The 19,991-nt window shown below is 39.1% G+C and carries 23 protein-coding genes; 19 read left to right on the top strand and 4 right to left on the bottom strand.

The annotated features are described in order from the left end of the window. Positions 1–112 precede the first annotated feature (112 nt). From nusB to BVC88_RS02495, 7 genes are all read left to right on the top strand, one after another. Positions 113–1,297, top strand: a complete 1,185-nt coding sequence (gene nusB / locus BVC88_RS02525; protein WP_075349064.1) for a transcription antitermination factor NusB — start codon at positions 113–115, stop codon at positions 1,295–1,297. A gap of 7 nt (positions 1,298–1,304) precedes the next feature. Continuing rightward, positions 1,305–1,607, top strand: a complete 303-nt coding sequence (locus BVC88_RS02520) for a YtxH domain-containing protein (RefSeq protein WP_075349063.1) — start codon at positions 1,305–1,307, stop codon at positions 1,605–1,607. 5 nt (positions 1,608–1,612) lie between these two features. Beyond that, entirely contained in the window at positions 1,613–2,152 is a 540-nt protein-coding gene (locus BVC88_RS02515) for a DUF1573 domain-containing protein (protein ID WP_075349062.1), read from the top strand. Positions 2,153–2,154: 2 nt separating this feature from the next. Next, positions 2,155–2,472: a preprotein translocase subunit YajC gene (yajC, locus tag BVC88_RS02510; protein ID WP_075349061.1), complete on the top strand. Its 318-nt coding sequence runs from the start codon at positions 2,155–2,157 to the stop codon at positions 2,470–2,472. An 8-nt stretch (positions 2,473–2,480) separates the two neighbouring features. Then, the gene (locus BVC88_RS02505; protein WP_075349060.1) at positions 2,481–3,449 is read left to right on the top strand and encodes a YbbR-like domain-containing protein; all 969 of its coding nucleotides are present in this window, start codon (positions 2,481–2,483) and stop codon (positions 3,447–3,449) included. Next, positions 3,439–4,044 (top strand): dephospho-CoA kinase, encoded by a 606-nt coding sequence (coaE, locus tag BVC88_RS02500; protein ID WP_075349059.1) that lies wholly within the window; start codon positions 3,439–3,441, stop codon positions 4,042–4,044. Before BVC88_RS02505 ends, coaE begins: the two co-directional genes overlap by 11 nt. A gap of 91 nt (positions 4,045–4,135) precedes the next feature. Continuing rightward, complete coding sequence (locus BVC88_RS02495; RefSeq protein ID WP_075349058.1) at positions 4,136–4,864, top strand: class I SAM-dependent methyltransferase; 729 nt, start codon at positions 4,136–4,138, stop codon at positions 4,862–4,864. An 11-nt stretch (positions 4,865–4,875) separates the two neighbouring features. Here BVC88_RS02495 and BVC88_RS02490 read toward each other — a convergent pair whose 3' ends face one another. Beyond that, the gene (locus BVC88_RS02490; RefSeq protein ID WP_075349057.1) at positions 4,876–5,301 is read right to left on the bottom strand and encodes a nuclear transport factor 2 family protein; all 426 of its coding nucleotides are present in this window, start codon (positions 5,299–5,301) and stop codon (positions 4,876–4,878) included. A gap of 147 nt (positions 5,302–5,448) precedes the next feature. Between BVC88_RS02490 and BVC88_RS02485 the strand changes: the two genes are divergently transcribed. Together BVC88_RS02485 and BVC88_RS02480 are read left to right on the top strand one after the other, a co-directional pair. Continuing rightward, the gene (locus tag BVC88_RS02485) at positions 5,449–6,243 is read left to right on the top strand and encodes a HipA family kinase (RefSeq protein ID WP_075349056.1); all 795 of its coding nucleotides are present in this window, start codon (positions 5,449–5,451) and stop codon (positions 6,241–6,243) included. Then, positions 6,221–6,604, top strand: coding sequence for a DUF3037 domain-containing protein (locus BVC88_RS02480; RefSeq protein ID WP_075349055.1), 384 nt, complete (start codon positions 6,221–6,223; stop codon positions 6,602–6,604). The genes BVC88_RS02485 and BVC88_RS02480 overlap by 23 nt, the downstream gene beginning before the upstream one ends. Before the next feature lie 53 nt (positions 6,605–6,657). Here the strand turns inward: BVC88_RS02480 and serS are convergent, their stop codons facing one another. Continuing rightward, entirely contained in the window at positions 6,658–7,929 is a 1,272-nt protein-coding gene (gene serS, locus BVC88_RS02475) for a serine--tRNA ligase (protein ID WP_075349054.1), read from the bottom strand. A gap of 39 nt (positions 7,930–7,968) precedes the next feature. Continuing rightward, positions 7,969–8,736 (bottom strand): hypothetical protein, encoded by a 768-nt coding sequence (locus BVC88_RS02470; RefSeq protein ID WP_075349053.1) that lies wholly within the window; start codon positions 8,734–8,736, stop codon positions 7,969–7,971. A gap of 71 nt (positions 8,737–8,807) precedes the next feature. On the opposite strand from BVC88_RS02470, the gene BVC88_RS02465 reads away from it, so the two are divergent. From BVC88_RS02465 to trxA, 10 genes are all read left to right on the top strand, one after another. Beyond that, positions 8,808–9,785, top strand: coding sequence for an isopenicillin N synthase family dioxygenase (locus BVC88_RS02465; protein ID WP_075349052.1), 978 nt, complete (start codon positions 8,808–8,810; stop codon positions 9,783–9,785). A 3-nt stretch (positions 9,786–9,788) separates the two neighbouring features. Further along, complete coding sequence (gene chrA, locus BVC88_RS02460; RefSeq protein WP_075349051.1) at positions 9,789–10,985, top strand: chromate efflux transporter; 1,197 nt, start codon at positions 9,789–9,791, stop codon at positions 10,983–10,985. Positions 10,986–11,079: 94 nt separating this feature from the next. Continuing rightward, positions 11,080–11,745, top strand: a complete 666-nt coding sequence (locus BVC88_RS02455) for a CBS domain-containing protein (RefSeq protein WP_075349050.1) — start codon at positions 11,080–11,082, stop codon at positions 11,743–11,745. Positions 11,746–11,748: 3 nt separating this feature from the next. Beyond that, positions 11,749–12,624 (top strand): NAD kinase, encoded by an 876-nt coding sequence (locus BVC88_RS02450; RefSeq protein WP_075349049.1) that lies wholly within the window; start codon positions 11,749–11,751, stop codon positions 12,622–12,624. Positions 12,625–12,729: 105 nt separating this feature from the next. Further along, complete coding sequence (gene porG / locus BVC88_RS02445; protein ID WP_075349048.1) at positions 12,730–13,479, top strand: type IX secretion system protein PorG; 750 nt, start codon at positions 12,730–12,732, stop codon at positions 13,477–13,479. A gap of 84 nt (positions 13,480–13,563) precedes the next feature. Further along, positions 13,564–14,301 carry an isoprenyl transferase gene (locus BVC88_RS02440; RefSeq protein WP_075349047.1) on the top strand — a complete coding sequence of 246 codons (738 nt, stop codon included), beginning with the start codon at positions 13,564–13,566 and terminating at the stop codon, positions 14,299–14,301. Positions 14,302–14,308: 7 nt separating this feature from the next. After that, a complete protein-coding gene (locus tag BVC88_RS02435) occupies positions 14,309–17,005 on the top strand; it encodes a BamA/OMP85 family outer membrane protein (protein WP_075349429.1) in 2,697 nt (898 codons plus the stop codon). A 90-nt stretch (positions 17,006–17,095) separates the two neighbouring features. After that, the gene (locus BVC88_RS02430) at positions 17,096–17,626 is read left to right on the top strand and encodes an OmpH family outer membrane protein (protein ID WP_075349428.1); all 531 of its coding nucleotides are present in this window, start codon (positions 17,096–17,098) and stop codon (positions 17,624–17,626) included. Positions 17,627–17,639: 13 nt separating this feature from the next. Beyond that, the gene (locus BVC88_RS02425) at positions 17,640–18,185 is read left to right on the top strand and encodes an OmpH family outer membrane protein (protein ID WP_075349046.1); all 546 of its coding nucleotides are present in this window, start codon (positions 17,640–17,642) and stop codon (positions 18,183–18,185) included. Positions 18,186–18,243: 58 nt separating this feature from the next. Further along, positions 18,244–18,549: a thioredoxin gene (trxA, locus tag BVC88_RS02420; RefSeq protein WP_075349045.1), complete on the top strand. Its 306-nt coding sequence runs from the start codon at positions 18,244–18,246 to the stop codon at positions 18,547–18,549. A 28-nt stretch (positions 18,550–18,577) separates the two neighbouring features. Here the strand turns inward: trxA and BVC88_RS02415 are convergent, their stop codons facing one another. Further along, positions 18,578–19,888, bottom strand: a complete 1,311-nt coding sequence (locus BVC88_RS02415) for a pseudouridine synthase (RefSeq protein ID WP_075349044.1) — start codon at positions 19,886–19,888, stop codon at positions 18,578–18,580. Positions 19,889–19,991: the final 103 nt, after the last annotated feature.

Raw genomic sequence — 19,991 nt, 5'->3', positions numbered from 1 at the left:
CCACACTCAAATAAAAGGCCACCGGGAAAGTATTTCCGGTGGTTTTTTTGTCTTGTCTAACTAGGGATTAGCCAAGCCAAATTGACTATATTTACAGCTCCTTTTCAACGTTATGCTAAATAGAAGAATTCTCAGGGTCAAGGCTTTCCAAAACCTATATGCCTATGAGCAGTGCAAAGGTTCTAACCTCAACCTTGCCAAAGATTATATCAAAGCCGCTTTTCTGCCAGACCTTAACAGTATGGAGGTGCAGGATAAAGTAGCTCTTACCAAGGAGGCTGAAGAAGCGATTAAGCTGTTTGATCAAAACCTGGAATCAAAGGAGTTACTGAAAGCTAGTGAGGCCAGTGCAAAAGTGAAAAAAACAGTTTTAGAAGCCCTAAAACAGTATCATCAAGCAAACGAGAAAGATCATCAGTTTCTTCTGAAAAACATGGTCATCTCAGCTGAGCGAATCCCACAACTTTACCTTTCAGCAATCGAACTTCTCCGCTCCTTTGGAAAACATGTCGAAAAGGAAGTGGAAAAAAAGAAAAAGCTTGCAGGAAACACCCCAATTGGTTTTGGGAATGAACTAAACTTGGCTAATAACAAAGTGCTGAATTCACTAGGTGAATCAGAAACTTATTTGGCAGCTTTAGCTCGAAACAACGTAAATCTTGATGATCTGGAGTTAGAGGTTAAAGAGTGGTTTAGAGATTATATCAAAACCTCAGAGATTTATCAAGATTACCTTAAGATTGAAAACCCAAGTCTTGAAGAAGATCTAGAAGCAGCAGACAGCTTATTGAAGAAGATCATTTTCAAAAATGAAGTTATCCTCAATTATTTTTCCGAGAAAGATCTTAACTGGACAGAAAATAAATCTGTCGTTAGAAGTCTTGCTTCCAAAGTATTGAAAAATGCCGCAAATCTAGATCAAGAAAGCGATGGTCAAATGCCGGAGATCGCAATCAACTGGGATGAGGATAAGGAGTTTTTTGAAAATATCTTTAACTTCACGATTCAAAATGATGCTGAGAGTAAGGTACTAATCTCTCAAAAAACCAAAAATTGGGATATAGACAGATTAGCCTATACGGATAAAATCATTATCTCGATGGCTCTTGCCGAGATGAAAAATTTTCCAAGCATCCCGGTTAAAGTGAGTATCAATGAATACATTGATATTTCTAAGACTTACAGCACTCCAAAAAGTAAGCATTTTGTAAATGGGTTACTGGATGTAATGGCAAAAGAGTTAACCGAAAAAGGAGATATACGTAAGAGTGGTAGAGGACTTTTAGACAATAAATAATATAATCATGAGCAAAAACAGTAATTCACTCATCGCATTCTTAATAGGAGCTGGAGTAGGAGCCACATTAGGAATTTTATTTGCACCAGATGCAGGAAATAATACCAGAGATAAACTTTCTTTCAAACTATCAAAGTACAAAAAGGAACTTGAAGACCTAATAGAAGACTTGGTAGAAGGAAAAGAGACACATCTTAATGAAGCAAAAACGGAAGGTAAAAGAGTAATATCCGACGCGAAAAATAAAGCTGAAAACCTTCTAAGTGACGTCAATAAATTAATAGATCAAATCAATCAAGGTAACAACTAATCGTTATGAAAATCAATTCAATCAAAGTAGGCGCTTTCGCTATGCTGTTATCCCTAGGGTTAGCATGTAATCCAAAAGAGTCCCAAGATGCTAAAATCAAGGCATTGGAAGATAAAATTGCGGCACTAGAGACTCAAAATACTGCAGTAACACCTGTAAATGTTCAGTCAACTCAGGCAGCAGACCCATCTTCTTTAGGTCAGTTTGAATTTCCAGCAATGGAATATGACTTTGGCACCATCAATGAAGGTCAAGTAGTGGAGCACGTCTTTAATTTCACAAACAACGGGCAGGCTCCATTGGTGATATCAAATATTACTGCTTCTTGCGGATGTACTAGCCCTGACTGGACTAAAACACCAGTAAAGCCAGGCGAAGAAGGTTTTGTGAAAGTAGTATTTAATTCTACTGCAAAATCCGGATCTCAGGCTCCTACAGTGACTATTCAAGCAAATACAAACCCAACTGTGACTAGACTTCGTCTTAAAGGATCAGTTAATCCCAAAAATTCAGGTTCCGTAGCAGTTGGACCTGTGAAAAAATAAATATGCTTTCAATTGTATTAGCTCAGGCCTCAGTAGGCGGCGGTGGCATATTGGGCCAAGTATTCTTATTTGGCTCAATCATCTTAATCATGTATTTCTTCATGATCAGGCCACAGCAAAAGAAACAGAAAGACTCGAAAAAGTTTATTGAGGAGATCAAGAAAGGGGATGATGTGGTGACTATAGGAGGCCTTCATGGAAAGGTTTACAGTACTGACTCTGATACTGTGATTCTAGAACTTGACCGAGGTCTAAAAGTCAAAGTAGAAAAGTCTGCAATTTCTCTTGACTTCTCAAAGAAACCAGCAACAACCAAATAAATTGAATTTTGCCGGAAACTAAAAAATCCTCTTCAAGGATTTCTGCTAAAAAACTCTCTAATCTTAAAGTGGTAGTACTCTGCATCGCAGCGGCTACCACTTTTTGGATTTTAAATGCCCTCAATAAGGACGATTACACCACTGTGGTAGATTTTCCAATCGAGTTGGTATATGATAGGGAAAAGTATGTTTCCGTGGCAGAGGAGCCGGAAAATATTCAAATCGAAATCTCAGGAAATGGATGGGATTTACTCCGAAAGTATTTCAATTTCAATAGCCAGAGTTTTCCAGTTGAAATCTCAAATCCATCTTCACGTGATTTTATCTTAACCTCAGACCTTAAGCGTGGACTGAGTGATTTTTTAGGACCTACCCAGGTTGTATCTATCCTGGATGATTCAATTAAATATCATATCAACCGGATTCAGACCATTAAGATTACACCAAAGTTGGACAGTACCAGTTATAGTCTATATAAAAACTTTAAACTTCTAGGCACCCCAGAATTTGATCCTCCACAGTTAACCTTTACTGGTCCTAGTTCACTTTTAGACTCTTTAAAAAAGACTTTTACAGTCAATCTTAATGAAAATAAAATCAATAAAGACTTGTCAAAAGAAGTGAAATTAAATCTGCCCAAGGAAATGGCATCTTTGGTGTCGATTAAAGAAAAAACGGTCATTGTTAAATTAGATGTTGTCGCATTTCTGGAGGGAAATAAGCGATTAAAAATCAGAAAGATCAATTTTCCCAAATCAGTTACTTTAGAGAATGAGGAAGAACAATTGATGATGAACTATCTGGTTGATGAGCGCAGTTCGGACCAACTCAAAGAATTAGAATTTGAGGGAGTTGTAGATTACTATAAGCGAAACAAAGAGGATAGTACTATCACAGTCGAAGTAAAACCTTTACCCTCATTTTTGGATCAAGTACGAGTAACCCCTCCTAAATTGAAACTTCGCTATGGCAACTAATTCCCCCCTGCTGATTGGAATCACAGGAGGAATCGGATCAGGAAAATCAACTGTTGCAAAAGTCTTTGAAATTTTGGGAATCCCTGTCTATTACGCCGACGACAGAGCTAAGTGGTTAATGAGTAATAATCCGGAATTAAAGTCCGAGATCTCCAAGGCATTCGGTAGCCAGAGTTATTTAAATGGGATTTTAAATCGATCCTACTTGGCAGAAACTGTATTTTCCGATCCTGAAAAAGTAATCAAAATCAATAGCATTGTGCATCCAGTCGTAGCACTTGACTTCAAAGAATGGGCCGCAGTTCAAAAAAGCCCATACGTACTAAAAGAAGCTGCATTGATTTTTGAAACTGAAGGCCATAAGCATTTAGATGCTGTAATCAATGTCAGCTCTCCACTAAGAATCCGAATCTCCAGGATATTGATGCGGGATCCTCATCGTTCAGAGGAGCAAATAAACCATATAATCAATCAACAAATGCCTGATGAAGCTAAAAACGAACTAGCTGATTTTGTCATTAAGAATGTAGATAATAAACTTCTTATTCCGCAAATTTTGAAGATTCACGAACAATTGAAAGCCCGGGGGAATTAATCAATAATTCTCTTTTTGGAAAGTTTTGCAAAAACTAACATGCTGTTTTAAACATGAATAGCTCCTTTAGGTTTATTTAAAAAGCTATCTCATGAAATCTCTAAAATATCAGCTGCTGATTCCAGTGATCTTGACTTTCATTTTTTCGTGTCAAGCACAAACAAGCTCCAAAACTGAAAACTCTACTTATACTTACATCACACCTACAAGAGATGGTACGGGCAAGGTTTATCTTGGTCGGGAGATCTCTCAAGTGATGGGATTCCAAGGAAAAGATTGGCTTGAGCGTGCAAGTCGAGAGCGTGAGGAGGGAATTTCTATAGCCCTTAAAAATCTGCCGATCACCCCAGAAAGCATTGTAGCAGATATAGGAGCTGGCTCGGGGTATTATACTTTTCGAATTGCTCCTAAAGTTCCAGAAGGAAAAGTATATGCAGTGGAGATTCAACAGGAGGCAATCAACTACCTTGATGCGAAAAGTAAGGAATTAGGACTTACAAATGTATCTACTGTAAAGGGGAGCGAACTAAATCCAAATCTTCAGAAGAACTCAATAGACCTTGTAATCATGGTAGATGTCTACCACGAACTTGCCTATCCAAAAGAAATGCTTGCCTCCATTCGTGAGTCCTTAAAACCAGATGGTAAAATTTTACTTCTGGAATACCGGGGTGAAGATCCGAGTATACCAATCAAGCCACTTCATAAAATGACCGTAAATCAAGTTGAAAAGGAGTTGAATGCGAATGGATTTAAACTTATCCAAAATGGGAAATTCTTGAAAATTCAGCACTTTCTGGTTTTCGGAAAAGATAATTAAAAGCCAAATCCCTATAACTTCTTCTCAGACCAACTCTTATTTACTATTTTCCATTGGCCATCAATCTTAATCAGGGTCAGGAAGTCATAGTAATAGATTCCCGGCCAATATAATTCAGTCTCTGCCACTGCTGTATTACCTTGAACCCGAATCGAAACAATCTCATTTTTATACTGAGTCCGATTTCTTGGTTCTCCTTTTGAAGTACCGGTAGCCCAAGTATCATAAGATGTAATTGTGAGCTCATCTCCTCGGAACCCGATTAATCTGGCTTCTGAAAGAAATGCTTGGTCAAGCTTAGTACGATCTCGATCCATCATACCATCAAAATAAAGCTGAACCGTTTGGATAATAGCCTCTCGCTCGGAGGTCGTTTGGCCATTTACATTAAAGTTAAAAGTAGCAAAAAGAAGAAGTAAAATTAGAAAGTGCTTCATTTGAGAGATGTTTTGAAAATAATTTTGACTGGTTAATCTAAGTCCTTAAATCGACTATGCCGTGAATCTTCTAATTTTGGATTAGAACTTTTACCACGTATTTAAAATACTTAATTCTGAAATAGCTTATTTTTCAAATTGAAAATCATGAATCAATCCTTCAAACTTCGTACCGTCAATGTCACTCGATACATTTTACCTCTTCGGGAAGGTGGCTCGCTTCCTGCCTTGGCAGATGCGGACGATGGGTTCAAATATGTATTAAAATTTCGTGGAGCAGGTCAACGGGAAAAAGCCCTAATCTCCGAATTTCTAGGGGGAGAAATTGCCAGACTCTTAGGTTTAAATGTGCCGGAATTAGTCTTTGCAAACTTAGATCCTGCTTTTGGGAGATCTGAAGGTGATGAGGAGATTCAGGATTTACTTAAAGGAAGTCAAGGGTTAAATCTTGCCTTGCATTTTCTTTCGGGAGCAATTAATTATGACCCCATTGCCAAGCCTGTAGATCCATTGCTAGCTTCAAAAATTGTTTGGCTGGATATGTTCATCACCAATGTGGATCGAACTTTTCGCAACACGAATATGCTGATGTGGAACAGGGAACTTTGGCTCATTGATCATGGTGCTGCTTTTTTATTTCAACACGCTTGGACAAATTGGAAAAGAAATGCCACAGGTCCATTTCCTATCATTCAAAACCATGTGCTTTTGCCGCAGGCGAGCTTATTAGAAGGCGTAAATGAAGAATTCAAACAAAAACTAAATAACGAGATATTCGGAAATCTTGTTGCTGAGCTGCCCGATGAATGGCTCCTCGCTGGAAGAGACTCTGATGATATTCAGGAATTGCGCCAAGTGTACGCTGATTTTCTGAGCCTTCGACTATCTTATTCTGATCAATTCACCAAAGAAGCTCAAGATGCAAGGGAAACACTTATATGAGTATGCCATCATCCGGGTGGTCCCTAGGGTGGAGCGAGAGGAATTCATTAATGTGGGAGTAATCCTAGGTGATGCTAAATCAGGTTTTTTAGGTTGTAAAATACAATTGAATGAGTCAAAACTATTGGCTTTGGATCCACTTGCCGATATTGAGATGATCCAATTGAACCTACACTCTTTTGAAAAAATCTGCTTAGGAAAATCAAATGGCGGTAAAATCGCTGATATGGACCTTGCATCAAGATTCCGTTGGCTTACTGCTGTGAGGAGCTCTATTATTCAGACTTCGCGACCACACATGGGATTCAGTGCCGAATTAGAAAAAACTTTGGAAAAGCTTTTTGAAGAAAATGTGAAATAAAAAAAAGCGTGAGAAATCAATCCTCACGCTTTCTTAAGCTTTTTTTGCTTCGATTAAATTTTATCAAAGCCTAAATATGAATGAAGTACTTTTGGCATCAAAATACCATCAGGTGTTTGATTATTTTCCAGAATAGAGGCCACAATTCTCGGTAAAGCCAAAGCACTTCCGTTTAGAGAATGTGCCAATTGGGTTTTCTTATCCTCTCCTTTGAATCGAAGTTTCAGACGATTAGATTGATATGTTTCAAAATTTGAAACAGAGCTTACTTCAAGCCATCTCTCTTGCGCGGCAGAATACACTTCCATATCATATGTCAATGCAGAAGTGAATCCCATATCGCCTCCACACAGTCTAAGTACCCGGTAAGGCAACTCAAGCTTTTTCAAAAGACCCTGAACATAGCTACTCATCGATTCAAGTGTCTGATAAGAATGTTCCGGGTGTGTGATCTGTACAATCTCCACTTTATCAAACTGATGCAAACGATTCAGTCCACGCACATGTGCTCCCCAGCTTCCTGCTTCTCTTCGGAAACAAGGAGTGTAACCCACATTCTTGATTGGAAGATCTGATTCTGACAGAATCACGTCCCGATACAAATTGGTAATTGGCACTTCTGCCGTCGGGATGAGATAAAGATTATCAGCACTTGCAAAATACATTTGACCTTCCTTGTCAGGCAGTTGGCCTGTGGCATATCCAGATTCTTCATTTACCAAGATTGGCGGTTGTACTTCCATATAGCCTGCCGCTATCGCTTCGTCAAGAAAAAAGTTGATAAGTGCGCGTTGAAGTCTTGCACCTTTTCCCTTATAGACTGGAAAGCCAGCTCCTGTAATTTTTACCCCGAGGTCAAAGTCGATAATATCATATTTCTTAATGAGCTCCCAGTGCGGAAGTTTCCCTTCAAAAAGAGTTGGAATTACCCCGCTTTCGAGCACTATTTCATTGTCTTCGGCGGACTTCCCGGCAGGCACTGATGTATGTGGTACATTTGGGATGGTGTAAAGTAGAAGCCTCAATTCTTCCTCCGCAGAGGAGTACTGATCTTCTAAATCTTTGATCTGGGTCTTGAGTTCCGCAGTTTTTTCGCGGATTTTGACTGCTTCTTCTGCTTTTCCCTCTCGCATCAAAATCCCGATTTCTTTGGAAATCGCATTTGATTCTGCTTGAATTTGATCTCGTTCAGTTTGAGTGGATTTCCTCAACTCATCCAATGAAACTGCCTGATTTAAAACAGCTTCGGCATTGGGGAAATTTCGCTTTTGAAGACCGGCAAGAACACCGGCAAAATTTTCTCTGATTTGATTAACTAACAGCATGATAAAATCTAAGGAATGAAAGCCCCAAAGATAATCATGTTATCGAACAATGATGGATTTACTCACACTCGAAAATGGTCCCTCAAGTTCTTTTCCATCAGATCGAAGCAGTTGAACTTTCACTTGATAGCTCCCAATCGGCAGATTTACCAGACGTACAGGTGCCATATGATCAATCTCATAAGTCAGCTCATTGACCTGAATCTTCACCTTAAGACCGTCCAGCTTCATATCTCCTCCAACTACTAAAAAATCAATAACCACTTCCGAACCCAAATCGAAAACCTGATTTGATCTGGGCAAATTAAGCGCAAGGTATGGCTCGGCAGAATAGGGAAATGGCCTGGAATCTCCTACTTGAAAGTCTCTGTCAATGTAGTTTCCAAAATTCTTTAGGGCAAGTCCTTCTTCATCTACCAGGTATGCTACTACCCGATAGCTTCCCTCGGCCAACTCTCTTTGAAAAATGGGAGAATAAAAACCTACAGGATCTCCACCATTGAGAATGTTGAAAAGTTTAAACTCTTGGTTTTCGTTTAATTCGAAAGGAAAGTTTTTGATGTTAAATTCAAACGGAACCTTTCCAGGTTTGAAAATCTGATTACCCAAAGGGGTATATAATTCCAAAATTGCATCTGGATATGCAGATGAATCCTCATACTGGAAAAAGCTTATCTTCGGAATCTCGGGAGAGGATATTATTTCACCTTCCTGCAGATTAACAACTTCTTCATTAATCTTTTTCTTTTCAGAGTTGCATGCTGAAATGACCCCTAAAATGATGAGGATAGTAAGGATTTTTTTCATGAGGGAGGCGATTTGGAATAAAGATATTTAATTTAAAGATAAATTTGGCTCTTCAATTAAAAAGCAAACTCATGGACATCTTATTTGAGGAAATCCCAAGCCTCGATTTAGCAGACTTTACAAGTGGCTCTGCAAGTCAAAAAGCGGCCTTTGTCGCTAAACTTGCTGAGGCATACCAAAACATTGGTTTCGTAGCCATCAAAAACCATGGACTATCTCAGGACCTTCAGGATCGTCTTTATGGCTCGATTAAAGACTTTTTTTCACTCCCAGATGAGATAAAAGCAAAATATGAAAAACCGGAAATTGGTTTTCAAAGAGGTTATACTGGAAAGGGTAAAGAACATGCAAAAGGGCGAAATACTGGTGATTTAAAAGAATTTTACCATGTGGGTCAAGAACTTTCCAACATTCCTGATTCAGATCCTATAAAAGTTGAATATCCTGAAAACGTTTGGCCTTCGGAGATCTCTGGATTTAAAAATGATGCCAATGAAGCCTATCGGACTTTAGAAAATGCAGGTAAAGCCATGTTGCGGGCAATTGCACTTTCATTGGATTTGGAAGAAGATTATTTTGAAGACAAGGTAGCCTACGGAAACTCGATCCTGAGACAGATACATTACTTCCCTATCGAAAACCCGGATGAAGTTCCTGCTGATGCTGTTCGAGCTGCTGAGCATGGAGACATTAATTTGATTACACTTCTTATGGGAGCCAGTGCTGATGGACTCCAGGTACTTCGAAGAGATGGCAAGTGGATTCCAATTACTGCGCTTCCTGATCAGCTGGTAGTAAATGTGGGAGACATGCTAGAGCGTCTGACAAATAAAAAACTAAAATCAACGATTCACCGAGTAGTTAATCCGCCTAGAGAAAAGATGAATTCTAGTCGATATTCGATTCCATTCTTTATGCATCCTAGGTCTGAGATGGACTTGACTTGCCTTGAGAGCTGTGTGACTGCTCAGAATCCAAAGCAATTCGAAGACATTACTGCGGGAGAATTTCTTGACGAGAGACTTCGTGAATTAGGTCTAAAAAAATAAGAAATGTCTGTCAAGCGGGTTCGTTATTACCTTTTCCTGAAAGACACCCTGATACTCAGCTTGACAGCATTTGGAGGACCTCAAGCATTTTTGGCGATGCTCTTAGAGCGAATGGTCAAACAAAGGGTTTATATCTCTGAAGAAGAACTTTGGGAGCTAAATGCACTATGTAATATGCTCCCAGGCCCTTCTTCAACTCAGTTGATATCAGCTATTGGCTTTCGGGTGGGTGGACCAAACTTAGCTTATCTAGCATTGATTGTTTGGATTCTTCCTGCAACCTTGTTTATGATTTTTGCAGCTATTTTGATTTTCTTTCTGCAAGAAAATACCCCTGGAGCTTTGAATTTTGCGCGCTTTATACAGCCTATGGCAATAGGATTTATAATTTTTGCTGCGCAAAAAACCATCGGGAAAATGGTTCAGACAACAGAGGCGATGGTTCTAGTTCTAATATCGACCTTTATTTCTTTCTTCTACAATTCCCCATACATCTTCCCGTTATTGTTGATCGCAGGTGGATTAAGTACCTCGATCAAATATAAGAAGCAACCCAAATTGGAGAAGGATGCGCCACTAAAAATAGAATGGTCCAATTTCTATCTCTGGGCAGGGACATTAGCTTTGGCAGCGATTTTAGGTGCACTTACTAAGGATCAGTCTATCCTACTCTTTGAAAATTTCTACAGAAACGGAAGTTTGATTTTTGGAGGAGGACAAGTATTGGTTCCATATTTATACACTGAGTTCGTCGACTTCAAACATTTCTTAAGTTCTGAAGAGTTCTTGACAGGATATGCCATTTCGCAAGCTATTCCTGGACCTACCTTTAGTATTTCCTCATTCGTAGGAGCGCTATCGATGAGAGAATTCGGCACTGCTGGCTTCTTTGCCGGGGGACTTATTGCTGCAGCAGGGATTTTTCTGCCTGGAATTTTTCTGATTTTCTTTGTCATTCGATTTTGGGATCAGTTAAAAAAATATCGTCCAGTTCGAGCAGCCTTGGAAGGAATCAATGCGGTATCATGTGGAATGCTGATCTCGGCTGCCTATTTACTATTCGAACCGCTTGAGGCTAACGGTATCAACATATTTTTCATTTTGGGTACCTATCTGTTGTTGCAATTCACCAAAATATCTTCTCCAGCGATAATTGCAGGTGGAATTATACTAGGAGTAGGTTACAATTTCTTCTTTTAAAAGGCGAACAAAAACCCCTCAGATTCGGCAATTGGAACAAGAAACCGAATTCTAGCGTTTTAAAATCTGAAATCATTCCCTATCTTTCTCTTAAATGCAAGCATACGAATTCATAAACAATCTCATTCCCCCATTAAAGCTAAGCGACAAAACTGGCAAGGCCTTGTCTTGGATGGAAGAAATCCGAATCAACAATCTACCGGTGGTTGACAATGGGGTTTTCGTGGGACTGGTAAATGGAGACTTGATTTTTGACTTGAACAATCCGGAAACTCTAATTTCAGAACTGACTTTAGAAAATTCCGGTTGCTGGGTTTTTGCTGATCAGCATATTTATGATGTGCTTAGGGTGAGTTCAGAGCATCACTCTAATTTAGTCGCTATTTTGGACAGAAATTCTACCTACCTCGGAGTGGTGACCATGGAGGATTCAATTTCTGCTTTCGCAGAAAGCCTATCCATTCAATCCCATGGCAGCGTGATGATTTTGTCCATGAATATGAATGAATACAGCCTGGCAGAAATCTCCAGAATCATTGAAAGTGAAAATGGAAAAGTTCTCAGTTCTTTTATTTCAACAGATCCACTGGATAATAATAAAATCAAGTTGACCCTTAAAATCGACAAGCCAGAACTTCGCCATATTAAAGCCACTTTAGAAAGATTTGGATATAGGATTCTGGACCAATACCAAGAAGTCGAGGAGGCAAGCAGTGAAGAGGATCGTATCGGAAACTTGCTTAGATTTTTAGATATTTAAATTATGAAAGTCGCCCTTCATGGCTTGGCTTTGAAAAAGGAGTTTTTTTTGGAGGTCAAATCACTCTTCCTAGCTTTAGCCAAGCATAATTTTGAAATCTTCGTCACTAAACAATTTGACAAACAAATCAGAGCACATTCGGATTTAGTATCCCCCTATTGGGTTCTTGAGAACAAGGAGGAAATGGCAAAGATGGATTTCATGATTTCCATCGGAGGCGATGGGACTCTACTGGATGCAGTATGCCAAGTTGGAAATTTAGAAATTCCTATTTTGGGTCTTAATACAGGTAGAATGGGCTTTTTAGCTACAGTTGCCACAGATTCAATCGACCAGGCAATAGGACACCTGGCAGATCATAACTATCAAATTGAATCTAGAGCACTGATTTCCCTTCAGCAAAATAAAAAGCTTTTCAATGGATTAAATTTTGCGCTAAATGAATTCACCATTCATAAGCGAGATACCTCTTCAATGATTACAGTTCATACATACATTGATGGAAAATATTTGAACAGCTATTGGGCAGACGGATTGATTGTTGCCACACCAACCGGTTCAACAGGATACTCTCTAAGTTGCGGTGGACCTTTAATTTCCCCTGAAGCAAAAAATCTAGTAATCACCCCAGTAAGTCCGCACAACTTAAATGTAAGGCCAATTATCGTCTCTGATGAAAGTGAAATAAGCTTTAGAATTGAAGGAAGAACAGAGAAATTTCTAATCTCTTTGGATTCTAGATCGACCTCTGTATCCTCAGAAGTAAAACTTTCTGTCAAAAAGGAAGTATTTGAAGCAAAGCTGGTAAAACTCCCAAATTATCATTTCTTCGATACGCTTCGTCAGAAACTGAATTGGGGCTTCGATATGAGGAATTGATTTTCTTTTCGGGAAAATTATCTCAATTTTGGCTTAACAATTATTAACCCGTTAAATACGAGAAGTCGTTTTTTATACGTTAGGTACTTCATAACTTGCATCGTCTTGAAAAAGGTCAATTTTCAGATTTTCAATCACTTATTCATCTTCAGTCTATTACTTTTGAGTTTATCTCAAGAGTTAAAAGCTCAGGAATATGAACTGGGAGGAGGAATAGGCGTAGCGGCTTATTCCGGAGATATAATCAGAAAAATTGACCTGGGCCAATTAGGACCCCAAGTCACGTTGTTTGGCAAGAGAAATTTTGACAATGTTTGGACGCTTAGAGTGGGGATTAGTTCCGGGATACTACAGGCAGCGGATAGCATTAAACCAATAGATCGATTGGCTCGGGTAAGAGATGCTCGATTCCGAGGAGGGATAATTGAAGGATCTGCAGTGATGGAATTTAATTTTCTTGACTTTCTGAGAACTGGTTCTGAATTCAGATTTTCCCCATATGCTTTCTTTGGTATTGGCTATTCCTTCTTTACAGCAAAAGGAAATACGTTTACTTTCAATAAATCCACAAAATATTCATTGGGAACATTTACCTTACCTTTTGGAGGTGGAGTAAAATACAGACTCAATGATCGTTGGACTTTGGCATCTGAAATCGGTTTTAGACCTACTTTAACTGATTACTTGGATAAAATTGACAGTAAACAGCCACCAATTCCGAGGTTTGTAAATCCCTCAAATCAAGCTGAACCCTATGGGATCAACTTTGGAAATCCAAACGATAAGGATTGGTATTACTTCTTTGGTGTTACGATTAGTTACACTTTCGCGACTACAAGGTGCTATGCTTATTAATTAATTGAACCCTAGGGTAGATTATTGAAAAAGAAATAGCATTTTTGTACCTCCAAAAAATGTAGGCTTTCGGAAACGACTGGAATGAAGGAAACAAAAGACCGTAACAGAATCCCCCGACATATCGCGATTATCATGGATGGCAATGGCCGATGGGCTAAGAAAAAAGGCGCCATGCGGATTTTTGGTCACAGACATGCGATTCAAGCAGTGAAGGATGCGATTGAAGGTGCGGAAGACCTTGGAGTAGAATACCTTACCCTATTTTCATTTTCTACAGAAAATTGGTCTCGTCCTCAAGATGAAATTAATGGACTGATGGAATTGTTGGTAAAAACCATTACTGATGAAGTTCCGATGATGATGAAAAATAACATCCGACTCCTATCTATTGGTGATGTAGACAGTCTTCCACCTTCTGCTTATTCCAAATTGAAGGAGGCAAAAGAGACTACCTCCACAAATACTGGACTTCAGGTAATATTGGCTCTCAGTTACAGTGGCCAATGGGAACTCACTCAAGCAACAAAGCGCATTGCTCAAAAAATCTCAGAAGGGAAATTGAAACCATCGGAAATTACCCAACAAGTGATGGCCGATCACCTGGATACCGCAGGCATCCCTGATCCTGAACTAATGATCCGGACCAGTGGAGAATTCAGATTAAGCAATTTCCTACTTTGGCAACTGGCGTATACGGAGCTATATTTTAGCCCGGTATTATGGCCAGATTTTAGAAAAGAGCACCTCAATGCCGCAGTCTCCGATTTCCAATCAAGGGAAAGGAGATTTGGAATGACAGGTGAGCAAGTTAAATCTTAAGTAATTGATGAAAAGAAGTTTACTTATTCTGTTTTGTCTGATTTGGGCAAGTTCAGCAATGGCACAAATACGTTTGGGTCAAAGTCGCTATGCCTCGAGCAAGCCAATAGATATTTTGGAGCTAAACTATGCAAAGCCCGAAACTTACAGAATTGCAGAAATAAAGGCAGTAGGCCTTTCCACACTCGATGAAATTGCCATTCTATCTCTTTCCGGACTGAAGGTAGATGATCGTATTGAAGTGCCTGGAGATGCGATTTCCAATGCTTTGAAAAAGCTATGGGGACAGGGAATAATTGGAGATGTGAAAATTCTAGTTACTAAAATCGAAGGGGAAGATATTTACCTTCTATTGGATTTAACTGAGCGACCAAGATTCTCAAGAGTGGAATTTTCGGGCATGAACAAAACTCAGGAAAGTGAACTTAGGGACAAAGTAAATATCCGAGGCAGGGTAGTTCGTGATGACGTCTTAAATAATGCGAAACGAAATATCGAGAAATACTACATCGATAAGGGCTTTCTAAACTCAGAAGTCAAAATCATTCAAGAGCGAGATACAACCCTACCAAACTCTGTAAAACTACGATTTGACGTAGCCCAGAATTCGAAAGTCCGAATCAACGAAATTGATTTTTATGGCAATAATGAAATTGCGGATTCTAAACTTAAAGGCAAATTAAAAAAGACCAAAGAGCACGCTAGAGTAAGCATCTTTAAAGATGCCTACACAAGATTAGAATCTGCCACTCCTGCAGATGTAAAAAATACACTATTCTACACTGACAGTGCTTCATCTGAAGATGCAAAAAATTATATCAATAAAAATTTCAAGCTCAACTTCTTCAGCGGTTCCAAATACATTCCTAAAGAATATCGAAATGATAAGGATAATATTATCAATTTCTACCAAAGTAGGGGTTTTAGAGATGCCAAGATTGTAGCTGATTCTATCTATGACTATGGTCAGGATAAAATCAACATTGATATTGCCCTAGAGGAAGGCAGAAAATACTATTATCGAAATATCACTTTCAACGGTAATTTTATTCACCCTGATCAAGTTTTACTTACTAAGTTGGGTATTAAGAAAGGCGATGTTTACGATAAGGAAAAGCTGGATAAACGTCTGAATTATGATCCGGCTAAAGGAGATGATGTCAGTTCACTTTATCAAGACAACGGATATCTATTTTTCAACATTGACCCAGTAGAAATCAATGTTTCTGGTGATTCGATTGACCTCGAAATGAGAATTTTCGAAGGACCGCAGGTAACCGTAAACAGCGTCAATATTAAAGGCAATGAACGGACATCTGATCACGTGGTGATGCGAGAAATCCGAATTTTACCGGGCCAAAAATTTAACCGGGCGCTTTTAGTCCGAACGATTCGAGAACTTTCCCAGTTGGGCTATTTTGACCCGGAAAAAATCAATCCAGATCTTAGACCAAATTTTGAAGCTGCTACTGTAGATATCACTTTTGAACTCGAAGAGCGGCCAAATGATCAAATTGAGCTATCCGGTGGATGGGGAGGATTCTATGGATTTGTGGGAACTGTTGGCTTGTCCTTTAATAACTTCTCAATCAAAAACATTGGTGATTTCGACAAGTGGGATCCACTACCGGTAGGTGACGGACAAAAGCTATCTTTGAGAGTACAGGCTAATGGTAGGTCTTTCCAAAATTATTCTGTTTCTCTTACTGAGCCTTGGTTTGGAGGTAAAAAACCTAATGCATTAAGCTTTGCATTTAATCACTCGGTACAGCGTCAAGTTGATTTCTTTAATCAAGCTAATTTTGGTAATGAACTTGGGTTCTTTAAAATCACAGGGGTAACACTTGGTTTGGCCAAACGAGTAACTTGGCCGGATGATTATTTCAGTGTCAGTAATTCCCTGCAGTTCCAAGTCTATGAATTTGACCAGTTCGGAACTTCCTTTGGACTGAGCTATCCGACCGGTACTTCCAACAGTATCACCTTAAATACAACGATTGCAAGAAACAACGTGGATAACCCTATCTATCCTAGATTCGGATCCAATATCATGCTTGCCATCTCAGCGACTCCTCCTTATTCTTCATTGAATAAAAATATAGATCGAGAATCACCAGATGAGGAGAAATACAAGTGGCTGGAATACCACAAGTGGATGTTTGATGCATCTATTTATACCCCACTCTTTGGGTCCACCAAACTAGTGGCAAGTGCAAGAGCACATATGGGCTTCTTAGGCTCATATGGTAATAAGATTGGAATTATTCCTTTGGAACGATTTGTAATGGGTGGGGACGGAATGACCTTTAACAACTTTGCTTTGGGCCAGGAAATCATCGGTCTAAGAGGATACGAAAACCAATCGATCACTCCAGGTAGGGATACTAGAGGAACTGCTGACCCTGATCCTTATGGAGGTATTGTCTATAATAAGTATGTGATGGAGGTTAGATATTTGGTTTCACCAAATCCTTCTGCAACCATTTTCGTATTGGCATTTGCTGAGGCTGGAAATAACTGGGGTTCTTATGCGGACTTCAACCCGTACGATTTGAAAAAGTCAGCAGGTATGGGAGCTAGAATCTTTATGCCAGCATTTGGATTGCTTGGAATTGATTGGGGATATGGATTTGACGCTATTCCTGGACAGCTTAGACCAAGTGGAGCTCAATTCCACTTTACAATTGGACAACAATTCAGGTAGTAGAAACTTTCTGGTTTAAATGGTTAATTTATGCTAAATCTGGAATCAATCCGTTTGAAGGAAATAACCCTCAGAAACTGCATTCAAGCCATGAATAAATCATTGAAAATTGTATTTTTGCTGCTCCTTATGGGCTCTAGCGAGCATTTAATGGCTCAAAAGTTTGGATATATAGATTCAGAGTACATCCTGAATAAGCATCCGGATTATAAGGTCATTCAGCAAGAGTTAGAAAATATCAGTGCCGAATGGAGGAAACAGGCACAAGATTTGGACCAAGAGATAAAAGAACTCTACGTACAGTTAAAAGCTGAAGAGGTTTTATTGACAGAAGAGATGTATCAGCAAAGGCTGGAACAGATAAAATTGAAAGAGAAAAACTCACAGGAATATTACAACAGGATCTTTGGAATCAACGGGCAGTATTTTCAGAAACAAGCTGAACTGATGCAGCCCTTACAGTCCAAAATCTACGATGCAATAGTAAAAGTGTCCAGAAGAAATAATCTAGCTACCCTGTTTGATAAAGCAGCTGAACCATCTGCCATTATCTATACAGACCCAAGGCATGATTATTCGGAATTTGTTCTGGAAGAATTAGGAATAGAAGACAACAAATAAAAAGAACCAAAAAATGATGAAAGTAAAAGTTATCCTTTCCGCAGTGGTGATGCTTTGCGCAGGATTTGTCGCTCAGGCGCAAGAAATTAAAATCGGGTATACAAATGTGGAGTTTATCATGGACTTGATGCCAGAGATGGAACAGATCGGTGCTGATATCCAAGACTACCAGACCCAATTACAAACCAATATCCAAACTAAGGCAGCGGATTTTCAGCGCCAAGTACAAACTTATCAGCAGGCTGCTCAAAGCATGACTGACGAGGCTAGAGCCGCAAAAGAAGCTGAGCTTACTAAAATCCAAGGTGACCTTCAGAAGTATGAGCAAGATGCCCAGGTTTCTTATCAAAGAAAGTTAGGAGAGCTTTTGGAGCCAGTTCAAACAAAAGTAGTGAACGCGATCAATGCTGTGGCTGCTGAAAACAACTACACACATATCTTTGCTGAGACTGCAGGCCAAGCTCCGATATTACTTTACACCAAAGAGGAAGATAAGTTTACAGAACTTGTACTTGCGAAGCTAAACATTAAGCTTCCTACCCCTCCAGCTGGTAACTAAGAAAAACAAAACGTAATTTAAGGCCTTCTGAAAAATCGGAAGGCCTTTTTTTTGAAGTATGCCCAAGAAAAATCCAAAAGAATCTATCTCTAAAAGCCAAGAACCTATCCTGGTGGATTTCTATGCTGATTGGTGCGGACCATGCCAGACCATGAATCCTATTATTGAAGAAGTGCTGGAAGAATTGGGAGGACGTATCAAACTGTTAAAATTGAATGTAGACAAAAATCCACAGCTCTCCCAACAATTTGGAGTCCGATCTATCCCCCACTATATTCTCTTTAAAAAAGGTAAAATCCTTTGGCGAAAAGGTGGAATAATAACTAAGAGGGATCTGGAAAAGGCTCTGAAAGGATTTGTATAAAAAAAGCTCCCTAAGGAGCTTTTTTAATTTAAACAAAGAACTTTAGTCGAATAACTTCCTGCTCAGAAAGAAATCGGTAATGTCCTCGCTTTAAGTCTTTCTTATCTAAACCTGCGTACATCACTCGATCAAGTGCAGTAACTTCATAGCCTAGATGGGCAAAAATTCTTCTTACAATCCTGTTTCTTCCAATATGAATCTCTAACCCCATAATCTTACGGTCTAAGGAAAGAACCTGCAAATCGTCCACCGCAGCAGGTCCATCTTCTAAGGTTAAACCTTCAATTATTGCCTCTTCATCATTTTTAGTCAAAGGCTTATCCAAAGTGACTTGATATATCTTTTTGATTTCATTGGAAGGATGAGAAAGCTTTGCTGCCAATTCTCCATCATTGGTGAAAAGTAATAAACCAGTTGTATTTCGATCGAGTCTTCCCACAGGGAAGATTCGTTCCTCACAAGCATTCCCAACAAGATTCATCACCGTCTTACGATCCATTGGATCATCTGTCGTAGTAATAAAATCCTTTGGTTTATTTAATAGTACATAGACTGGCTTTTCAGGATTGATCTTTCTTCCTTGATAAACTACTCGGTCAGTACGTTTAACTTTTCGACCCATCTCAGTACAAATCTCACCGTTCACAGTGATCAGTCCTTGCGAAATCAACTGATCTGCCTCTCTCCTTCCACAAATTCCAGAGTTCGAAATAAATTTATTCAATCTGATCAAACCCCCTTCCGCTTCATCCAACTTCTTCTTTTTAGAAGGCAATGCATCAAATTTATAATCCGGTCGCTCTAGGTTAGTATCCTGATCTACATATCGCTTCTTACCAAATCCGCGAACTTCCTTATTCTCTTTTTTATAAACTGGTCTTCCTGGTTCAAAAACTGGCTTCTGATCTTTCCCTCTGCCTCGATAAATTAACCCCTCTTCTTTTCCCGAAGGTTTGTCTGATTTGAAATCTTTATCAAAGGACTTTCCTGGACGCTTCTCCCCTCTTGGAGGAAATTTCTTGCTTTCAGATCCTGATTCATCTTTCTTCTGAAAGAATTTTTTCTTCCCTGTATTTGAATCTTCAGTGTTCTTGAATTTATTTTCGGAATCATTTCGCTCAAACTTGGGCTTAAAACTCGCTTTTTTAGCCCCAAATCCTGCCTTCTTTCCAGATGCAGGTTTGCCAAATGAATCGTCCTTTTTACCAAATGATTTCCGATCTGATCCGGATTTTTCAAAATCAGGGTCTGAGGATCTTTTTTTGAAACCTCCTTTAAATGATTTGGAATCTTTCTTATCCTCGTTGAAAAATGGTTTTTTCGAATTGTTCTTTTTCATGGAATTGCAGCATCACTGCTGGATTTGATTGTGAATTAATAAAGGATTGGTTTTCAACCTCTTATTCGGGCTGCAAAGATACGCCCAATCATCAGATAAAATA

Origin of the sequence: Algoriphagus marinus (genome assembly GCF_001936475.1) — a bacterium.
GTDB classification, from domain to species: Bacteria; Bacteroidota; Bacteroidia; order Cytophagales; family Cyclobacteriaceae; genus Algoriphagus; species Algoriphagus marinus.
Note: the sequence above shows the minus strand (reverse complement) of the source record. Positions and strands in the feature narration are given on the sequence as shown.

Coding starts and splice junctions, on each gene's coding strand:
- nusB (WP_075349064.1), top strand. CDS start 113: ATGCTAAATAGAAGAATTCTCAGGGTCAAGGCTTTCCAAAACCTATAT.
- BVC88_RS02520 (WP_075349063.1), top strand. CDS start 1,305: ATGAGCAAAAACAGTAATTCACTCATCGCATTCTTAATAGGAGCTGGA.
- BVC88_RS02515 (WP_075349062.1), top strand. CDS start 1,613: ATGAAAATCAATTCAATCAAAGTAGGCGCTTTCGCTATGCTGTTATCC.
- yajC (WP_075349061.1), top strand. CDS start 2,155: ATGCTTTCAATTGTATTAGCTCAGGCCTCAGTAGGCGGCGGTGGCATA.
- coaE (WP_075349059.1), top strand. CDS start 3,439: ATGGCAACTAATTCCCCCCTGCTGATTGGAATCACAGGAGGAATCGGA.
- BVC88_RS02495 (WP_075349058.1), top strand. CDS start 4,136: ATGAAATCTCTAAAATATCAGCTGCTGATTCCAGTGATCTTGACTTTC.
- BVC88_RS02490 (WP_075349057.1), bottom strand. CDS start 5,301: ATGAAGCACTTTCTAATTTTACTTCTTCTTTTTGCTACTTTTAACTTT.
- BVC88_RS02485 (WP_075349056.1), top strand. CDS start 5,449: ATGAATCAATCCTTCAAACTTCGTACCGTCAATGTCACTCGATACATT.
- BVC88_RS02480 (WP_075349055.1), top strand. CDS start 6,221: ATGCAAGGGAAACACTTATATGAGTATGCCATCATCCGGGTGGTCCCT.
- serS (WP_075349054.1), bottom strand. CDS start 7,929: ATGCTGTTAGTTAATCAAATCAGAGAAAATTTTGCCGGTGTTCTTGCC.
- BVC88_RS02470 (WP_075349053.1), bottom strand. CDS start 8,736: ATGAAAAAAATCCTTACTATCCTCATCATTTTAGGGGTCATTTCAGCA.
- BVC88_RS02465 (WP_075349052.1), top strand. CDS start 8,808: ATGGACATCTTATTTGAGGAAATCCCAAGCCTCGATTTAGCAGACTTT.
- chrA (WP_075349051.1), top strand. CDS start 9,789: ATGTCTGTCAAGCGGGTTCGTTATTACCTTTTCCTGAAAGACACCCTG.
- BVC88_RS02455 (WP_075349050.1), top strand. CDS start 11,080: ATGCAAGCATACGAATTCATAAACAATCTCATTCCCCCATTAAAGCTA.
- BVC88_RS02450 (WP_075349049.1), top strand. CDS start 11,749: ATGAAAGTCGCCCTTCATGGCTTGGCTTTGAAAAAGGAGTTTTTTTTG.
- BVC88_RS02440 (WP_075349047.1), top strand. CDS start 13,564: ATGAAGGAAACAAAAGACCGTAACAGAATCCCCCGACATATCGCGATT.
- BVC88_RS02435 (WP_075349429.1), top strand. CDS start 14,309: ATGAAAAGAAGTTTACTTATTCTGTTTTGTCTGATTTGGGCAAGTTCA.
- BVC88_RS02430 (WP_075349428.1), top strand. CDS start 17,096: ATGAATAAATCATTGAAAATTGTATTTTTGCTGCTCCTTATGGGCTCT.
- BVC88_RS02425 (WP_075349046.1), top strand. CDS start 17,640: ATGATGAAAGTAAAAGTTATCCTTTCCGCAGTGGTGATGCTTTGCGCA.
- trxA (WP_075349045.1), top strand. CDS start 18,244: ATGCCCAAGAAAAATCCAAAAGAATCTATCTCTAAAAGCCAAGAACCT.
- BVC88_RS02415 (WP_075349044.1), bottom strand. CDS start 19,888: ATGAAAAAGAACAATTCGAAAAAACCATTTTTCAACGAGGATAAGAAA.